We start from the raw sequence: 16,409 nt of genomic DNA on the forward strand, positions 1-16,409 counted from the left end.
CGGGTCTCGCCCGGCGGCAGCGTCACCGTCACCGACGCCGGGGCCAGGAAGCGGTCGAGCTGGACGCCCAGCAGTTCGGCGGACACAGTGTAGTTGCCGCTCTCGATGTCGGCGAACACGGCGTTGCCGTCCTTGCCGGTCGCCTTGTCGGTGGCGGCCGGCCCGGCGATCTTGACCTTCATGTTGTCGAGCAGCTGGTCGAGCAGGCGGCCGTCGCGCAGCGGCTTCTTCCAGATCACCTTGGTACGCAGGGTCGACGGCGGCCGGGCGAAGGCCTCGACCCAGACCGGCGGCTTGGGCTGGCTGACCGATACCGTCGTCGTATAGCTGGCCAGCTTGTAGTGCTTCTGGACCGCGTCCCTGGACAGCGTGATCTTGATCTCGTAGCTGCCGTGGCTGAGGCCGGCGAACTCGGCCACGCCGGCGGGATTCGTCGTCTTGGCGCCCGGCGTCGGGCCGCTGATGCTGACCGGGCAGCCGCCCAGGCCGGCCCGGCTGACTTCCTGGCGTACCCGCACGATGATGCTGCCCAGCTTCTTGGGACAGGTCTGGGTACTGCGCTTGCCCATTACTGCCGCCTCGCCCGCATGGCGTCGACCTCGGCGCACAGGCGCGCCGCCTGGGGATCCCGCCCGCCCTGCTCGCGCAGGTCGTCGAGCAGCATGGCGATGCGCCCGGCCCCGGACATGTCGTCCAGTTCCAGGACCGCCTTGAGCTGCTCGAGCAGCGCCGGCGCCTCCTTGGCCAGGCGCGGTGCGCTCAGGATCAGGACCATGTAGGCGAGCACGTCGTCGTCCTCCTCGACCCGGTAGGTGCGGGCCCGCTCGACCATGCGGTCGACCAGCTCGCGCGGACCGATCTGCTGGCCGCCGGCGCGCTGCATGTCGGCGCATTCCTGCGGGAAGGCCGCCACCACCCAGGCGGCGGCCCGGCTCCGGAAGTCACCTTCCAGCTGCCTGTCCAAGCTCTTCATTTGACGCCGATTGATGTCAAGCATTGCGCCCACCAGATTATCCGGCTCGTCGGCCCGTCCAGGCCGCCCCGGCTGTTGTCGATTCGGAATCCTCCGGCAACCAGAATAGCATAGCCTGCCCGGCTGCCAGCCCGCCCGGCGCCGCGCCGACGACGAAAAAAGGGCCGCTCGCGCGGCCCTCTTCCATCCGGGGTACGGGCTTACCACATGCCGCGCGGGCAACCGCCGGCCGCACCCGGACCCATGCCGGCACCGCGGCCGCCCATGCCCGGGCCCATGCCGGCGCCGGGGCCGCCTTGGCGCAGCTGCCGCAGGTCCGCCATCTTGGCGTATTGCTCCTTGGTCAGGATGGACTGCATCTTGGCCTGCATGTCGGCCTGCATGGCCGCGCGCATCTCGGCGCGCTGCTTGGCCTTCTCGGCGAACAGCACCTTCATCTTTTCCTGCTGCTCGGGCGTCAGGTCGAGCACCCGGGCCATGTATTCGACGTTCGGGCCGCCGCGCATGCCGTAGCCAGGGCCTTGACCTTGGCCGGGACCGTAGGCGAGCGCCCCCGCGGTGGGAATGGCGAGCAGGATGGCGAGCGCGATCAGGGTCTTTTTCATGATGTAACTCCTATGGCTGGTGTCTGGGATAGGACGTCGTGCCGTCCTTGATTCACAGCTTAGGGGGCGACCGTGCAGGAAACCGGCAGGAAAGGTGCAACAAATGTGGAAGTTGCGCCGGCCTCAGGCCGGCTCGTAGCGGTAGCCGGCGCCGTACACGGAGTGGATCAATTCCACCTCCGGGGAAATCTCGGCCAGCTTCTTGCGCAGCTTCTTGATGTGGCTGTCGATGGTGCGGTCGGAGACGATGCGCTGGTCGGCGTAGATGCGGTCCATCAGCTGGCCGCGCGAGAAGATGCGCCCGGGCTCCCGGTACAGGGTCGCGAACAGGTGGAACTCGACCGCGGTCAGCTCGACCTCGCCGGCCGCCGCGCGCACCCGGAAGCCGGCCTCGTCCAGGACCACGCCGTCGCGGGCCGCCGGCCCGCCCTCCGGCGCCGGCTGCAGGCGACGCAGCACGGCCTTGACCCGGGCGACCACCTCGCGCGGGCTGTAGGGTTTGCAGATGTAGTCGTCGGCCCCCAGTTCGAGGCCGAGCAGGCGGTCGATCTCCTCCGCCCGCGCCGTCGCCATGATGATCGGCACGCTGCTGAAGCCGCGTATCTCGCGGCACAGGTCGAGGCCGTCGCGGCCCGGCAGCATAAGGTCGAGCACGATCAGGTCGGGCACGTGCGCCTTCACCCAGGGCACCACCTCGCGGCCGTCGCCCAGGCAGTCGGCGACGTAGCCCGCGGCGACCAGGTAGTCGGCCAGCAGGCGGGCCAGTTTCTCTTCGTCCTCGACGACCAGGATGCGCGCGCTCACGGTGTCCCTTCCTCCATGGCCACGGGCGTCACGGCGCCAGCGGCAGTTCGACCCGGATGCCCAGGCCGCCGAGCCGCGACGGCCGGGCCTCGATGAGGCCGCCGTGGGCCTCGACGATGTTGCGGCAGATCGCCAGGCCGAGGCCGGCACCGCCGTGGGCCCGGTTGCGCGACCCCTCGACTCGGTAGAAGCGCTCGAACAGCCGCCCCAGGGCCGCCTCCGGCACCCCCGGCGGGCTGTCGTCGAAGTCCAGGCGCAGGCGGCCACCGGCGACCCCGGCGACGATCTCCAGGCGCCCACCGGCGTCGGTATAGCGCAGGCTGTTCTGCATGAGGTTGCGGAACAGCTGCGACAGGCGGTCCGGATCGGCATGCAGGGTGACCGGCTGGGCCAGCTCGGCGCGCACCGCCAGGCCCAGCCCCTTGCGCTCGAACTCGCCGGCCAGGGCCTCGGCGTCGTCCTCCAGCAGGGCGAGCGGGTCGACCGGGCGCTTGTGGTAGCTCATCGCGCCCAGGTCGGTCATGGACAGCTGGTACAGGTCCTCGACCACCCGGCCCAGGCGGTCGACGTCGGCCTGCAGGCCGGCCAACGCCGTCGGCGTCATGGCGCGCACGCCGTCCTGCATGGCCTCCAACTCCGCCTTGAGCAACGAGATCGGCGTGCGCAGCTCGTGCGAGATGTCGGCCATCCAGTCCCGGCGCGCCGACTCGGTCCGCTCCAGGGCCTGTGCGAGGTCGTTGAAATCGCGCCCGAGATCGCCCAGTTCGTCGCTCGAACGGACCGGCACGCGGGTGTCGTAATGGCCGGCGGCGAGCGCCCGGGTCGCCGCGGTGACCCGGCGCAGCGGCCGTACCAGGGTGTTCGCGAGCGGCCAGGCCAGGGCCACCGCGAGGGCACCGACCAACACTGCGATGACCAGGAAGGCACGCCGCTGGGCATCCGCGAAGCGGACGTCGACCAGTTCGCTGAGCGGCCGCCCGGCCACCCGGCCGACGTAGCCGACCACCCGGTCGTCGACCCGGACCGGGGTCAGCGCGAGGTCGCCGGCGTCGGCGGCGCGCCCGGCCAGGACATGCTTGTCGGCGTCGAGCAGGGCGAGGCCACCATCGAGGCCGCGCGGGCCACCGCCCATGCCGCCGCCCATGCCGCCGCCCATGCGGTGGCCCGGCCCCATGCCCATGCCGGGGGCATGCATGCCGCGCGCGTCGGCCATCAGACGCCACCAGCGCACCCGGTCGCCCAGGATGCCGTCCCAGTTGCCGTCCGCGGCGTAGACTTCGGCCAGCTGCCCGGCCAGGCGCTCGGCATAGGCCTGTTGCCGGTTTTCCAGGAAGCTCACGAAACCGTGCTGGAACGACCAGTGCATGAAGGCGTACATCACCGCCACCACCAGGGTCGTGGCGGCGAACAGGGCGAGGAACAGCTTGTGGCGGATGGACAGGCGCACGGCGGACTCGACGGCAGCGGACAGGCGCATTATCGGCCAGAATTACGCAACAAATGTGCACCGCTGCGGCCGCCGCGCCGCTGTGCCGGAGCGGCGATTGAGGGATAATCGCGCGCCATGATCCGTCTCACCCGCCTCACCCTCATCCGCGGCAGCAAGCCGCTCCTGGAAGCCGCCGACCTGACCCTGAATCCGGGTGAAAAGGTCGGCCTGATCGGTGCCAACGGCGCCGGCAAGTCGAGCCTGTTCGCGCTCCTGCGCAACGAACTCCATGCCGATGCCGGCGAGGTCGACTTCCCGGCCGCCTGGCGCATCGCCCACGTCGCCCAGGAGACCCCGGCGCTCGAGCGCAGCGCGCTCGACTACGCCATCGACGGCGACACCACCCTGCGCCGCCTCGAGGCCGAACTGGCCGAGGCCGAGGCGGCCCACGACGGCCTGCGCTCGGGCGCCCTGCACGCCGCCCTGCAGGACGCCGATGCCTACACGGCGCGGGCCCGGGCGGAGCAGCTGCTCACCGGCCTGGGCTTCAGCAATGCCCAGATGGCCCAGCCGGTGGCGGGCTTCTCGGGCGGCTGGCGCATGCGCCTGAACCTGGCCCAGGCCCTGATGTGCCCGTCCGACCTGCTCCTGCTCGACGAGCCCACCAACCACCTCGACCTCGACGCCATACTCTGGCTGGAGGACTGGCTGAAGCGCTACCCCGGCACCCTGATCGTCATCTCGCACGACCGCGACTTCCTCGACGGCGTGGTCAACGTGGTCGCCCACATCGACGCCGGCAAGCTCAAGCGCTACACCGGCAACTACTCCAGCTTCGAGCGCCAGCGCGCCGCCAACCTGGCCCTGTCGCAGGCCGCCTACGGCAAGCAGCAGCGCGAGCGCGCCCACCTGCAGTCCTTCATCGACCGCTTCAAGGCCAAGGCCACCAAGGCCAAGCAAGCGCAGAGCCGGATGAAGATGCTGGCCAAGATGGAGGAACTGGCGCCGATCCACGCCGCGGCACCGTTCAGCTTCGAGTTCGGCGAGCCGGAGCGGGCGCCCAATCCGCTCCTGGTCCTCGAGGCGGTGCGCGCCGGCTACGGCGACAAGACCGTCCTGGCCGGCATCGACCTCACCCTCCAGGCCAGCCAGCGCATCGGCCTGCTCGGTGTCAACGGCGCCGGCAAGTCGACCCTGATCAAGACCCTGGTCGGCGACCTCGCGCCCCTGGCCGGCAAGCTGGTCACCGGCAAGGGCCTGGCGATCGGCTATTTCGCCCAGCACCAGCTGGAGATGCTGCGCCCGGACGAATCGCCGCTCTGGCACCTGGCCCGCCTGGCGCCGACGGCGCGCGAGCAGGACCTGCGCAACTTCCTGGGCGGCTTCAACTTCCCCGGCGACATGGCCAGCGCGGCGATCGCGCCCTTCTCCGGGGGCGAGAAGGCGCGCCTGGCCCTGGCCCTGATCGTCTGGCAGCGCCCCAACCTGCTCCTCCTCGACGAGCCGACCAACCACCTCGACCTGGAGACGCGCGAGGCGCTCACCGTCGCCCTGGCCCAGTTCGAGGGCACCCTGATCCTGGTCTCGCACGACCGCCACCTGCTGCGCGCCACCACGGACGAGTTCATGATCGTCGCCGACTGCGGCCTGCAGGCCTTCGACGGCGACCTCGACGACTACCGCGACTGGCTGTTCCGGACCAAGCTGGGCCAGGCCAAGCCGGCCCGGGCCGAGACCGCGGCGCCGGCGGCCGCGCCCGACCGCAAGGAGCAGAAACGCCAGGAAGCCGAGCAGCGCCAGCGCCTATCGGCCCAGCGGAAGCCCATCGAGACGCGCATCCGGCGCCTGGAGGAGCAGATGGCGCGCTTGAACGGCCGCAAGGCCGAGGTCGAGGCCATCCTGTCCGACGGCGACATCTACGCCGAGGCGCGCAAGGAGGAACTGAAGCAGCTCATGTTCGAGCAGGCCGCCCTGGCGCGCGACCTGGAACAGTTGGAAAACGAGTGGATGGAACAGCAGGAGGCCCTGGAGGCGATCGGCCAGCCGTCATGACCGGGTGCTATACCGTATAGCGTTGCCAATTTTTCAGGAAACGCCATGGCCAGCCAGCTCGAGCAACTACGCGCGATGACCGCCATCGTCGCCGACACCGGCGACATCGACGCCATCGCCCAGCACCGTCCCGAGGACGCCACCACCAACCCCTCGCTGCTCCTCAAGGCGGCCGCCTCGGCGCGCTACGCCCCCCCTGCTCGACCAGGCCGCCGCCTGGGCGCGCGACCAGGGCGGCGACCGCGCCGCACAGATCGCCAACGCACTCGACAAGGTGGCGGTGAACGCCGGCATGGAGATACTCAAGCTGGTGCCCGGGCGGGTCTCCACCGAGGCCGACGCCCGCCTGTCCTTCGACACCGAGGCCACCGTCGCCAAGGCGCGCCGGCTGATCGCCCTGTACGAGGCCGGCGGCGTCGGGCGCGAGCGGGTGCTGATCAAGATCGCCTCGACCTGGGAAGGCATCCGGGCCGGCGCGCGCCTGGAGGCCGAAGGCATCCACTGCAACCTCACCCTGCTGTTCGGCTTCGGCCAGGCCGTGGCCTGCGCCGAGGCCGGCGTCACCCTGATCTCGCCCTTCGTCGGCCGCATCTTCGACTGGAGCAAAGCGCACGGCGGCGCCGCCGCGCCCGCTCCCGAGGACGATCCCGGCGTGCGCTCGGTGCAGGCGATCTACCGCTACTACAAGGAGCACGGCTACGCCACCACGGTGATGGGCGCCTCGTTCCGCAACACCGGCGAGATCCTCGCCCTGGCCGGCTGCGACCGCCTGACCATCAGCCCGGCCCTGATGGACGAACTGGCCGCCGGCGACGCCCCGGTGCCGCGCCGCCTGGCCTACGACGGTCCCGTCCTGGCGCGCCCGGCGCCGATGACCGAGGCCGCCTTCCGCTGGGCCCTGAACGAGGACGCCATGGCGACCGAGAAGCTGGCCGAGGGCATCCGCACCTTCACCGTCGACCAGATCAAGCTGGAGAACACCCTGGCCGCCCGCCTATGAGCCGGCGCGCCGGCGCCGGGAGCGGGCCGGCCGCCCTGCGCCGGTGCCTGTCCGCCTTCCTGGCCATGGTCTGGCTGTGCCTGGCGCCGCCGGCCGCCGCCGCGCCCTACGCCTGGACCGCGACGGCGGCCGACGGCAGCACCGAGGTGCAGCTCTGGTTCTACTGGTCGAAACGCTGCCCGCACTGCCTCGAGGCGCGCCCGGCGGTGCTGGCCATGGCGGCCCGGAACCCCTGGCTGCGCCTGCACGACCTCGAGCTGACCGAGCACCCGGACAACGTCGACCGCTACGTGGCCATGGCCGCCGGCCTCGGCCAGGAGGCCCGCTCGGTGCCCGCCTTCATCTACTGCGGCCGCATGGAGGTCGGCTGGGACCGGGCCGGGACGAGTGGCGCCGCCCTCCTCGCGGCCCTGCAGGCGTGCCGGGCGGGCGGCGCGCAACCGGCCCCGGCCGCCGCACCCCTGCGCCTGCCGGTGCTCGGCGAGATCGATCCCGACGCCTGGTCACTGCCCCTGCTCACGGTGCTGATCGCCAGCCTGGACGCCTTCAACCCGTGCGCCTTCTTCGTCCTCCTGTTCCTGCTCTCGCTCCTGGTGCACCAGCACGACCGGCGGCGCATGCTGCTGATCGGCGGCGTCTTCGTGGCCTTCTCCGGGCTCATGTACTTCGCCTTCATGGCGGCCTGGCTGGGCCTGTTCCGGATCATGGGCAGCCTGCCCTGGGTGACCGCCGCGGCGGGCGCCCTGGCCCTGTTCATCGGCGGCGTCAACGTGAAGGACTACTTCGCCTTCAAGCAGGGTCTCAGCCTGTCCATCCCGGCCGCACGCCAGGCCGACATCTTCGCCCGTGGCCGCCGCATCCTGGCCGCCGGCAGCCTGCCCGCCATGCTCGCCGCGGCGGTCTTCCTGGCGGTCGCGGCGAACTTCTACGAACTCTTGTGCACGGCCGGCTTCCCCATGGTGTACGCGCGCCTGCTCACCCTGCACGTCAGCGACCCGGCCGTCCACTACCTGTACCTGGCCCTGTACAACCTGATCTACGTCCTGCCCCTTCTGGCCATCGTCCTCGCCTTCGTGCACACCATGGGGGCGCGCCGGCTGAGCGAACGGGAAGGCCGCCTGCTCAAGCTGATGTCCGGCCTGATGATGCTGGGCCTGGGCGTCCTGCTCCTGGCCGCGCCCGAGCGCCTGAACAATGTCGCCGTGGCCTTCGCCCTGGTCGCCGGCGCCGCCGGCCTGACCTGGCTGGCGGCCCGCCTGGGCCGGCGCGACTGAGGCGGCTCAGGTCGGCCGGTCGCCGAGCAGGGCCTTCTTCAGGCTGACCTGGATCGGCTCGTCGCCCAGCCAGATGCGCAGGATGGCGAGCTCGAAGCGGGCTCCCGGGATGCGCCCGAATTCGCGCTCGCCGACCCAGACCCGGGTGCCCTCGCCGGGCAGGTAGTCGAACCGGATGCGGGTGCCGGCGGGCAGTTCGCGGGCCTGGCGCAGGAGCGCGAAGAAGTGCTCCAGATCGCCCTCGATGGCGGCCATGTCGGCCTCGCTGTTGTTGGCGACCAGGCCGTCCTTGAGGGCCGCGAGGTTGCGCTCCGTGCCGACGTCGCGCAGCAGGGTGATGTCCAGGCGCCTAGGCGTGTCACGGCCCAGCACGGCGCCGGCGCTGGCGGCCCGGTCGGGCAGGTACAGGGCGGCGACGTAGATGCGGAAGCCGAGGATGCTGCGCAGGCCGGCGCCGTTCAGCAGCAGGTCGTGGCCGGCCAGGTCGGCGCGCTCCGGCACATTCAGGCCGGCCACGCTGGCGTCCTGGGCCGCTGCCGGCGCCGCGAAGACGAGGCAGGCGCCGGCCAGCAGCCGCCACCCGAGCACCCTTGCGCATCCCCGGAGCCACCCATCGGTCATGGAAATCGCCCGCGATAACAATGGCTTGATGTTAGCAGACGGCAACGTCCGCGGCATGACCGCCGGGCCCGCTGCGCGGGAGCGTGCCGGGCGGTTTAAGATGGCCGGGTCAGAAACCATAAACGAGGTAGTCCCGCATGCAATCCGGTCCAAGAGAAATCGTCACCCCGTTCCGCCCGATCCCGCTCGACGTTCCGGAGGGCATGAAGCCGAACGAGTTCTTCAACAGCACGGAGAACCTCAACGACCTGGTGACCAACAACGGCCTGCTGGAGAACCCGGAGGGACTGCTGCTGTACCGCAAGGCGCTCGGCCACAGCAACCTGTTCGACACCTCGATCATCTACAACACCTCGCGCAGCATCCTCGACCCGCTCGGCCGGCCGGTGCGCCGCAGCCAGGTGCCGGACCGGGTGAAGAACGTCTGGAACCGGATGAACCAGGTGATCTTCGACTACATGCTGGAGAAATATCCGGACCCGGACCGCCACCTGGTCCTGGCCGGCGAGGCCAGCCTGGACGCCACCTGGCCGCTCACCTCGCCCGGCGTGCCGTCGATCCGCATGCTGCACAACCACTTCATCGTCTTCGACAAGGCCGAACTCGCCGCTGCCCCGTTCGCCGACGAGGCCAACCCCAACCTGACCGACGGCGGCCAGCACTCCCTTTTCCAGGCCCACATGCGCGAGGTCTACCGGGCCTTCTTCGACGAGCTGGACCTCGAGATACTGCGCCCGTGCCAGGCCGGCTCCTGCAAGATCGCCCTGACCGGCTACCCCCAGGGGCTGCCGAGCTGGGAAGTCACCGGCGGGGCGGCGGCACTCAAGGAGGTGCGCTTCTGGAAGGAGTACGACACCATCCTGAAGGGTTTCATCGATTTCTACCGCACCTTCTTCGGCCAGGTCTCGACCCGCAACTCGCCAATGCCGCGCGACGTCTACTTCCCGGACCTGGTGGAGGACAAGCTGCTGTTCGACAACGACCTCCTCAAGGCCGCCAGGATGGTGCGCGACCGCTGCATGCGGGACGCCAAGTACGCCAACGCGATCCGCTGGCAACCGGCCTTCAAGCAGCTCATCTACCGCAACGACCGCGGCCAGCTGATCGTCACCATCAGCCAGAACTCGATCGGCAACGCCATCACCGAGATGCTCGGCGTCGTGGTCAAGCGCACCCCGGACGCGGACGCCTACGGCAAGGCCGAGCCGGACCTGATCGCCCAGTTGCTGGAGGTGCGCCGGCGCCTGGTCGAGGACGACCTCGGCAACGCCATCGCCACGCCGCACTGGGACGCGGGCTAGACATGCCGCTGCCCGCCCCCTTCGGCCACCTGCTCGAGCCCGCCGCCTACCCGCATCCGGTAGCGGCGGTGCGTCTCATCGAGACCCACATCTCCTGGGTCCTGGTGGCCGGCGACTACGCCTACAAGATCAAGAAGCCGGTCGACTTCGGCTTCCTCGACTTCTCCACCCCGGACAAGCGGCGCGCCTGCTGCGAGGAAGAGGTGCGCCTGAACCGCCGGCTGGCGCCGGACACCTACCTCGACGTCGTCGCGGTGACCGACGCGGGCATGGCCGGCAGCGGGCCGGTGCGCGACTGGGCGGTGCGCATGCGCGCCTTCCCGGCCGACGCCACGCTGGATCGCGAGACGGCCGTGCTGCCGGCCCAGATCGACGCCATCGCCGACCGGGTCGCCGCCTTCCACGCCGGCATCGCCCAGGCGCCCGCGGCCAGCCCGTACGGCACGGCGGCCGCGGCCATGCACCCGGTACGCGAGAACTTCCGGCAGCTGCGCGAACAGGGCCTCGAGGCGGCCGGCCACGGCCCCCGGATCGCCGAGCTGGAAGCGTGGTCGGAGCGGGAGTTCACGCGCCTGGGCGGCCATTTCGACGCCCGCAAGGCAGCCGGCTTCGTCCGCGAATGCCACGGCGACCTGCACCTCGGCAACATCGCCTGGGTTGCCGGTGCCCCGTTGATCTTCGACTGCATCGAATTCAACCCGAACCTGCGCTTCGTCGACGTCGTCAGCGAAGTCGCCTTCTTCTGCATGGACCTGATAGCCCGCGGTCTCGACGCCCTGGCCTGGCGCTTCCTGAACCGCTGGCTGGAACACGGCGGCGACTACCCCGGCCTCGCCGCCCTGCGTTTCTACATGGTCTACCGCGCCGTGGTGCGTGCCAAGGTGGCCGGCTTCCGGGCCGCCCAGGGCGATTCCGGCGCCATGGCCGAGGTCGGGCGCTACCTCGACCTGGCCCTGCGCCTGAGCCGGCCGGGCCGGCCGGGGTTGCTGCTGATGCACGGCTGCTCGGGCGCCGGCAAGACCTGGCTGGCGCAGACGCTGCTCGAACGCCTGGCCGCCATCCGCCTGCGCTCGGACGTCGAGCGCAAACGCCTGCACGGCCTGCCGGCCCTGGCCGACAGCCGGGCCACGGCCGGCGACATCTACACCGCCGAGGCGTCCCGGCGCACCTTCGCCCACCTGGCGGACACCGCCGACCGCCTGCTCGCCGAGGCCTTCCCGGTCATTGTCGACGCCACCTTCCTGGGGCGTGGCCAGCGCGCCGCCTTCATCGCCCTGGCCGAAGCCCGCCGCCTGCCTTGGCGTCTGGTCTCGCCGGTGGTGGACGCCAGCGTGCTGCGGGGCCGGGTCGCCGCCCGGCTGACCCGCGGCGACGACGCCTCGGAGGCCGACCTCGGCGTGCTCGAGGATCAGTTGCGCAATGCCGAGGCGCTGCTCCCGGAAGAGGCGGCCCACGAGGTCCGCTGCGCCGGCGACGCAGACCTGCCCAGGGTCCTGTGCGAGCTCGATGCCGCCCTGGGAACGCGGACAGGTGTTGCAGGCGGCCAACAACAACCCTGAAGCCGTTCTGGTTTTGCCATCTGCCGCTGGCGTCACCCATCAGAGTCCGATAATATGAGAACCGTTCTCGTTATTAACTGATCACCATGACCCTGAACCAGTTGAGTCCCAACGCCTGCGGCGTGATCGAGGCCATCCACGCCGGCCAGGATCTGCGCCGGCGTCTGTGCGGCCTGGGCCTGCGCCTGGGCATCAGGGTCCGGGTCATCCGCCACTCCCCCCTGAACGGCCCCATGCAGATCCGCGTCGGCCACACCGACCTGATCCTGCGCCGTAGCGAAGCGGCCAACATCGACGTCATCCCGACATGAAACGGGTGGCCGTGCTGGGCATGCCCAATACGGGCAAGTCCACCCTGTTCAACCGCCTGACCGGTGCCGGCGCCCATGTCGGCAACTGGCCCGGCGTCACCGTCGACCTGCTGTCGGCCAAGCTGCTGCTCGGCGACGCCATGGTCGAGGTGGTCGACCTGCCCGGCTTCTACAACCTGCACGGCTTCTCCGAGGACGAGCAGGTCGTGCGCCGGTTCCTGGAAACCCAGCCGGTCAACCTGCTCCTGGTCGTCCTCAACTCCTGCCAACTGGACCGCCAGCTGGCCCTGCCGCTGCAGCTCAAGGAGCTCGGCGTGCCGATGGTGATCCTGCTCAACATGACCGACGAGGCCGGCCGCCTCGGCATCCGGATCGACGCCGGCAAGCTCGAAGCCGCCCTGGGCGGCCCGGTACGGGCGCTCTCGGCCAAGTTCGGCCAGGGCCTGGTCGAGGTCAAGGATGTCCTCACCCAGCAGTTGCGCGAGCACCCCAAGCTCAGCCAGGCCAAGCCCGCCGCCTTCGACCAGGACGTGCGCATCGAGCAGGAACTGGACGCCCTGGTTAGCGCCAGCGTCGCCAGCCCGATCCACCTGCCGCCCTCGGCCACCGACAAGCTCGACCGCGTGCTGTTGCACCCCTGGCTGGGCCTGCCCATCTTCTTCCTGATGATGTTCCTGCTCTTCCAGGCCATCTACGGCCTCGGCAGCCCCTTACAGGACGCCATGAGCTGGCTGCTCGACCACATCAAGACCGACGCCGTCGAGCCGTTCACCGCCGCCTGGCCGGCCGCGCTGCGGAGCCTCGCCGTGGACGGCCTGTTCGACGGCATCGGCACGGTGCTGACCTTCCTGCCCATCATCGCCGTGTTCTTCATGCTCATGGCGATCATCGAGGACAGCGGCTACCTGGCCCGGGCGGCCTTCCTCACCGACGCGCTGATGAGCCGCCTGGGCCTGGACGGGCGCGCCTTCGTCATGCAGCTGATGGGCTTCGGCTGCAACGTGCCGGCCATCATGGGCACGCGCATCATGCGTTCCTCCGGCCTGCGCGCCCTGACCATGCTGATCATCCCGTTCTCGCTCTGTTCGGCGCGGCTGCAGGTCATGGTCTTCGTCATCGCCGCGGTGTTTTCGCCCAGGATGGCGCCGGTCGCCCTGTTCACGCTCTACCTGACCAGCTTCGTCGCGGCCTTCCTGACCGCCTTCCTGTTCCGCAAGCGCTACCACAGCCATGAGCCGCTGCTGCTCGAACTGCCGCCCTACCGACTGCCGACCTGGCGCTTCCTGGGCGTCGAGAGCTGGCGCGCGGTCAAGCAGTTCCTGGCCGGCGCGGGCGGCTTCATCGTGGTCGGCGTGCTCCTGGTCTGGTTCATGACCCACTTCCCGTTCGACGCCGCGCCGGCCGGGCCGGACACCCTGGCGGGCGGCCTGGCCGAACTGATGCGCCCGATATTCGCGCCCCTCGGCATCGACGCCCTGCTCTCGATCGCCCTGCTGTTCGGCTTCGTCGCCAAGGAGATCGTCATCGGCGCCCTGGCGGTGATCTACGGCGTCGGCCCGGACCAGCTCAGCGGCGTGCTGACGGCGCGCCTGGACTGGGTGCAGGCCTACAGCTTCCTGATCTTCACCCTGATCTACACGCCCTGCCTGTCCACCGTGGCGGCGATCCGCAGCGAATCCAAGAGCTGGCGCCTGGCGCTGCTGGCGACCGCCTGGCCGCTCACCCTGGCCTGGGCGGCCAGCTTCCTGTTCTACCAGGCCGCGCGCGCCTTGACCTGAGGCCGGGCGGGGCCGGCCCGGCCGGCGGATAGAAATGTGCTATTTCCGGGACCCCCCGGGCTCACTATCATCCGTCTGTCGCCCTGTCCAACCCGCCATGCCCGTCCGCGAACGTTTCCTCACCCGCCGCCTGGCGCTCACTATCGGCGCCGGCTTCGCCCTGTCGCTGCTGCTCATGGTGGCGGTCAGCGTCGTCGGCCTGCGCGAGCTGTCGGCCGCCGACGCCCGCCTGAGCGGCATCGTCAAGGAAAACAGCGTCAAGGGCCAGATCGCCGGCGAACTGCGCGACCTCCTGCGCGCCCGGGTGATCTCCATGCTGAGCATCGTGGTCATGAACGACCCGTTCGAGAAGGACCGCGAGATGCTCCATTTCTACGCCCTCGGCGAGGCCTACCAGAAGTCGCGCATCCGGCTCGACAGCCAGGTCACCTCGGCCGAGGAGAAGGCCGTGCTGGAACGCATCGACACCCTCACCAAGGCCAACCAGCCGCTCATGCTGGAGACGGTCGACCTCGGCATGGAGGGCTACACCTTCCTGGCCTTCGACGTCCTCCAGAAGAAGGGTATCGCCCTGCAACGCCAGTTGGTCGAGGAACTCGACCGCCTGGTCAACATCCAGCAGGATGCCATCAAGGAGGCGGCCCGGCAGGCCGCCGACGCCTACTTCAAGACCCGCCTGCTGATGCTGGCGCTGGGTGCCGCCTCGGCCGTCATCGCGGTCATCGGCGCGCTCTTCGTGCTCCAGCGCACGAGCCTGATCGCCGCCGATTCCGAGCGTGAACGGACCCGCTTCCAGACCTTGTTCGAGACCAATACCGACGGCATCGTCATCATGGACCGGAACGGCTTCGTGCAATGCAATCCGGCCACCCTGCGCATGTTTGGCATCGCCAGCCAGGCGGAATTCCTGCGCCTGCGCCCGGAGGACATGGCGGCGCCGGTTGCCGCGGGGGCCGAGCGGCTGTCGATAAGGGCGTTCATCGACGAAGCCTTCGCCCAGGGCCATGCCGCCTTCGAGTGGCCGTGCCGGCGCGCCGACGGCAACGCCTTCTCGGCCCAGATCAACCTGCATGCGATGCCCCTCGACGGCCGCCCCCACCTGCAGTGCATCATCCGCGACATCACGCCCCAGAAGGAGGCCGAGCAGGCCCTCAAGACCGCGCACGCCGAGGCACTGGCGGCGGCCGAGATGAAATCCCAGTTCGTCGCCAACGTCAGCCACGAGATCCGCACCCCGATGAACGGCATCATGGGCATGGCGCACCTGCTCCTCGGCAGCGAGCTGACCGCCCGCCAGCGCGAATACGCGGAGGCGGTCGACAATTCCGCCAAGGCCCTGATGCGGATCATCAACGACCTGCTCGACTTCTCCAAGATCGAGGCCGGGCGTCTGAGCCTGGAAGAGGTGGTGTTCGACCTGCCGGAGACGCTGCGCGAGATCATGGCCTTCTATCGGCCGCGCGCCGAGGAGAAGGACCTGGCCTTCCGCCTCGACCTGCCGGACGACCTGCCGACCTGGGTGCGCGGCGACTCCCTGCGCCTGCGCCAGATGCTCCTCAACCTGCTCGACAACGCCATCAAGTTCACCGAGCGGGGCGAGATCCGCCTCGGCGTCGAGCGGCGCCCGGGCAACCGCTACCACTTCATGGTCGCCGACACCGGCATCGGCATCGCCCCGTCCGCCCTGCCGCACATATTCTCGGCCTTCTCCCAGGCCGACGGCTCGATCAGCCGGCAATTCGGCGGCACCGGCCTGGGCCTGGCCATCTGCAAGCAGTTGAGCGCCCTCATGCGCGGCAGCCTGACGGTACAGAGCCGGCCGGGCGAAGGCAGCGTGTTCGAACTGGACGTGCCGCTGCCGCCCGCCGAGCAGCCGGTCGAACCCGAGGCCACCGGGAGCGGCCAGGCGCCCAGCTTCCGCGCCACCCACATCCTGGTCGCCGAGGACAACCCGATCAACCAGAAGCTGCTCCAGTTCATGCTCGAGAACATGGGCCTGAGGGTCAGCATCGCCGGCGACGGCAAGGCCGCCTACGCGCGCCTGGCGGACGACGACATCGACCTGGTCCTGATGGACTGCCAAATGCCGGAATGGGACGGCATCACCGCGACCCGGGCGATCCGGCGCCGGGAACGGGAGACGGCGCGGCCGCGCCTGCCCATCGTCGCCCTGACCGCGAACGCCATGCAGGGCTTCGAACAGGTCTGCCAGGAGGCCGGCATGGATGCCTACCTGACCAAGCCGCTGGACGAAAACAAGCTGTCCGCCTGCCTGGGCCGGCTGTTGCCCGAGCGCTCGGTCGAAACCCCGCCCGAGCCCGCCGCCCCGGCCGCGCCGCCCGAGGTCATCGACATCGACAAAATCCGCCGCCTGTGTCGCGGCAACGCCGGCCAGATACGCGAGATGCTCGACCTGTTCGTGACCAGCACCGAGCAACTGCTCGGCGAGCTGGCGGCGGCCCTGGCCGCCGACGACCTCGGCAAGGCGGCGCGCATGGCGCACCAGATCAAGGGCGCGGCGGTCTACCTGGGCGCCGCCACCACCACCGAGCTGGCCTCCCGCCTGGACCGGGCCGCCAAGGCCGGCGACGCCGCACAGGCGGCGACGCTGGCGCGGGAGCTTGAGGCCGATTTCACACGCCTGCGCGACCATATCGCGACGATCGTCGTCTAGAACGCCGTTTTGCCGGCACAAGCCGTTA

At 70.1% G+C, this 16,409-nt stretch carries 13 protein-coding genes and 1 pseudogene; 8 read left to right on the forward strand and 6 right to left on the reverse strand.

From position 1 onward, the window contains the following. From EZJ19_RS01105 to EZJ19_RS01125, 5 genes are all read right to left on the reverse strand, one after another. Nucleotides 1-569 (reverse strand): collagen binding domain-containing protein (locus EZJ19_RS01105; protein WP_131444464.1); only part of this gene is annotated, 569 nt, incomplete at its 3' end. Continuing rightward, complete coding sequence (locus EZJ19_RS01110; RefSeq protein WP_131444465.1) at nt 569-973, reverse strand: hypothetical protein; 405 nt, start codon at nt 971-973, stop codon at nt 569-571. The genes EZJ19_RS01105 and EZJ19_RS01110, both read right to left, overlap by 1 nt. Nucleotides 974-1,173: 200 nt before the next feature. Further along, a complete protein-coding gene (locus EZJ19_RS01115) occupies nt 1,174-1,578 on the reverse strand; it encodes a periplasmic heavy metal sensor (RefSeq protein ID WP_131444466.1) in 405 nt (134 codons plus the stop codon). Between the two features lie 123 nt (nt 1,579-1,701). Further along, the gene (locus tag EZJ19_RS01120; RefSeq protein ID WP_131444467.1) at nt 1,702-2,382 is read right to left on the reverse strand and encodes a response regulator; all 681 of its coding nucleotides are present in this window, start codon (nt 2,380-2,382) and stop codon (nt 1,702-1,704) included. Between the two features lie 28 nt (nt 2,383-2,410). Beyond that, nucleotides 2,411-3,859 (reverse strand): ATP-binding protein, encoded by a 1,449-nt coding sequence (locus EZJ19_RS01125; RefSeq protein WP_206199270.1) that lies wholly within the window; start codon nt 3,857-3,859, stop codon nt 2,411-2,413. Nucleotides 3,860-3,946: 87 nt separating this feature from the next. On the opposite strand from EZJ19_RS01125, the gene EZJ19_RS01130 reads away from it, so the two are divergent. From EZJ19_RS01130 to EZJ19_RS01140, 3 genes and pseudogenes are all read left to right on the forward strand, one after another. Further along, the gene (locus tag EZJ19_RS01130) at nt 3,947-5,863 is read left to right on the forward strand and encodes an ATP-binding cassette domain-containing protein (protein ID WP_131444469.1); all 1,917 of its coding nucleotides are present in this window, start codon (nt 3,947-3,949) and stop codon (nt 5,861-5,863) included. A 45-nt stretch (nt 5,864-5,908) separates the two neighbouring features. Next, nucleotides 5,909-6,863, forward strand: a pseudogene (gene tal / locus EZJ19_RS01135) (transaldolase). Continuing rightward, nucleotides 6,860-8,137 carry a hypothetical protein gene (locus EZJ19_RS01140; protein ID WP_131444470.1) on the forward strand — a complete coding sequence of 426 codons (1,278 nt, stop codon included), beginning with the start codon at nt 6,860-6,862 and terminating at the stop codon, nt 8,135-8,137. The pseudogene tal and the gene EZJ19_RS01140 overlap by 4 nt, the downstream one beginning before the upstream one ends. A gap of 6 nt (nt 8,138-8,143) precedes the next feature. Here EZJ19_RS01140 and EZJ19_RS01145 read toward each other — a convergent pair whose 3' ends face one another. Continuing rightward, on the reverse strand, nt 8,144-8,725 hold the full coding sequence (locus EZJ19_RS01145) for a chalcone isomerase family protein (RefSeq protein WP_165873412.1): 582 nt from the start codon (nt 8,723-8,725) through the stop codon (nt 8,144-8,146). A gap of 170 nt (nt 8,726-8,895) precedes the next feature. Here EZJ19_RS01145 and EZJ19_RS01150 point away from each other — a divergent pair, with 170 nt between their 5' ends. The 5 genes from EZJ19_RS01150 to EZJ19_RS01170 all read left to right on the forward strand — a co-directional run bounded on the left by EZJ19_RS01150 (nt 8,896) and on the right by EZJ19_RS01170 (nt 16,381). Beyond that, a complete protein-coding gene (locus tag EZJ19_RS01150; protein ID WP_131444472.1) occupies nt 8,896-10,059 on the forward strand; it encodes a hypothetical protein in 1,164 nt (387 codons plus the stop codon). A gap of 2 nt (nt 10,060-10,061) precedes the next feature. Next, nucleotides 10,062-11,618 carry a bifunctional aminoglycoside phosphotransferase/ATP-binding protein gene (locus EZJ19_RS01155; RefSeq protein WP_131444473.1) on the forward strand — a complete coding sequence of 519 codons (1,557 nt, stop codon included), beginning with the start codon at nt 10,062-10,064 and terminating at the stop codon, nt 11,616-11,618. Nucleotides 11,619-11,704: 86 nt separating this feature from the next. Continuing rightward, the gene (locus EZJ19_RS01160) at nt 11,705-11,929 is read left to right on the forward strand and encodes a FeoA family protein (protein WP_131444474.1); all 225 of its coding nucleotides are present in this window, start codon (nt 11,705-11,707) and stop codon (nt 11,927-11,929) included. Further along, complete coding sequence (gene feoB, locus EZJ19_RS01165) at nt 11,926-13,707, forward strand: ferrous iron transport protein B (protein ID WP_131444475.1); 1,782 nt, start codon at nt 11,926-11,928, stop codon at nt 13,705-13,707. Before EZJ19_RS01160 ends, feoB begins: the two co-directional genes overlap by 4 nt. Nucleotides 13,708-13,804: 97 nt before the next feature. Then, nucleotides 13,805-16,381 carry an ATP-binding protein gene (locus EZJ19_RS01170; RefSeq protein ID WP_165873413.1) on the forward strand — a complete coding sequence of 859 codons (2,577 nt, stop codon included), beginning with the start codon at nt 13,805-13,807 and terminating at the stop codon, nt 16,379-16,381. The last annotated feature ends 28 nt before the right edge of the window (nt 16,382-16,409 follow it).

It is taken from the genome of Parasulfuritortus cantonensis, assembly GCF_004337445.1.
Lineage (GTDB): Bacteria > Pseudomonadota > Gammaproteobacteria > Burkholderiales > Thiobacillaceae > Parasulfuritortus > Parasulfuritortus cantonensis.

What these genes read in the sequence shown, in the direction of transcription:
- EZJ19_RS01110 (WP_131444465.1), bottom strand. Translation starts at nt 973, where the DNA reads ATGAAGAGCTTGGACAGGCAGCTGGAAGGTGACTTCCGGAGCCGGGCC.
- EZJ19_RS01115 (WP_131444466.1), bottom strand. Translation starts at nt 1,578, where the DNA reads ATGAAAAAGACCCTGATCGCGCTCGCCATCCTGCTCGCCATTCCCACC.
- EZJ19_RS01125 (WP_206199270.1), bottom strand. Translation starts at nt 3,859, where the DNA reads ATGCGCCTGTCCGCTGCCGTCGAGTCCGCCGTGCGCCTGTCCATCCGC.
- EZJ19_RS01130 (WP_131444469.1), top strand. Translation starts at nt 3,947, where the DNA reads ATGATCCGTCTCACCCGCCTCACCCTCATCCGCGGCAGCAAGCCGCTC.
- EZJ19_RS01140 (WP_131444470.1), top strand. Translation starts at nt 6,860, where the DNA reads ATGAGCCGGCGCGCCGGCGCCGGGAGCGGGCCGGCCGCCCTGCGCCGG.
- EZJ19_RS01150 (WP_131444472.1), top strand. Translation starts at nt 8,896, where the DNA reads ATGCAATCCGGTCCAAGAGAAATCGTCACCCCGTTCCGCCCGATCCCG.
- EZJ19_RS01155 (WP_131444473.1), top strand. Translation starts at nt 10,062, where the DNA reads ATGCCGCTGCCCGCCCCCTTCGGCCACCTGCTCGAGCCCGCCGCCTAC.
- EZJ19_RS01160 (WP_131444474.1), top strand. Translation starts at nt 11,705, where the DNA reads ATGACCCTGAACCAGTTGAGTCCCAACGCCTGCGGCGTGATCGAGGCC.
- feoB (WP_131444475.1), top strand. Translation starts at nt 11,926, where the DNA reads ATGAAACGGGTGGCCGTGCTGGGCATGCCCAATACGGGCAAGTCCACC.
- EZJ19_RS01170 (WP_165873413.1), top strand. Translation starts at nt 13,805, where the DNA reads ATGCCCGTCCGCGAACGTTTCCTCACCCGCCGCCTGGCGCTCACTATC.